The sequence below is a fragment of the Vogesella mureinivorans genome (assembly GCF_007644035.1).
GTDB classification, from domain to species: Bacteria; Pseudomonadota; Gammaproteobacteria; order Burkholderiales; family Chromobacteriaceae; genus Vogesella; species Vogesella mureinivorans.
Genome location: NZ_VMTV02000042.1, coordinates 1 through 682, shown reverse-complemented (window position 1 = coordinate 682; position 682 = coordinate 1). Strand labels below are relative to the sequence as shown.

At 64.2% G+C, this 682-nt stretch carries 1 protein-coding gene; it reads left to right on the top strand.

Features of this window, described 5'->3' with window-relative positions; all coding sequences use genetic code 11:
- Positions 1-563, top strand: a 563-nt coding sequence (locus tag FLQ44_RS01020; protein WP_147692665.1) for an EF-Tu C-terminal domain-related protein, incomplete at its 5' end; no start/stop codon positions are given.
- Positions 564-682: the final 119 nt, after the last annotated feature.

The following is a 682-nucleotide window of genomic DNA, read 5'->3' as shown; positions in this document are numbered from 1 at the left end:
ACAAGACCTTCCTGATGCCTGTGGAAGACGTGTTCTCGATCTCGGGCCGCGGCACCGTGGTGACCGGCCGTATCGAGCGCGGCATCATCAAGGTGGGTGACGAAGTCGAAATCGTGGGCATCCGCCCGACGGCCAAGACGACGGTCACCGGCATCGAGATGTTCCGCAAGCTGCTGGACCAGGGGCAGGCGGGCGACAACGCGGGTCTGCTGCTGCGCGGCACGAAGCGTGACGACGTCGAGCGTGGCCAGGTGCTGTGCAAGCCGGGTTCGATCAAGCCGCACACCCAGTTCGAAGCTGAGGTGTACGTGCTGTCGAAGGACGAGGGTGGTCGTCACACGCCGTTCTTCAAAGGCTACCGTCCGCAGTTCTACTTCCGCACGACCGACGTGACGGGTGCCTGCGAGCTGCCCGAGGGCGTCGAGATGGTGATGCCGGGCGACAACATCAAGATGGTGGTGACGCTGATCGCCCCGATCGCGATGGAAGAGGGCCTGCGATTCGCGATCCGCGAAGGCGGCCGTACCGTCGGCGCCGGTGTTGTCGCCAAGATCATCCAGTGATACGATAGCGGGCTTGCACCCGGGGGGTGGGACCTATGCTCCCACCCCCGACGCTCTTTAACGAAACCCAAGGACCAGGCCCAGGGCGGACCAGAAGAATCGGATCCGGCTCAAGGCGA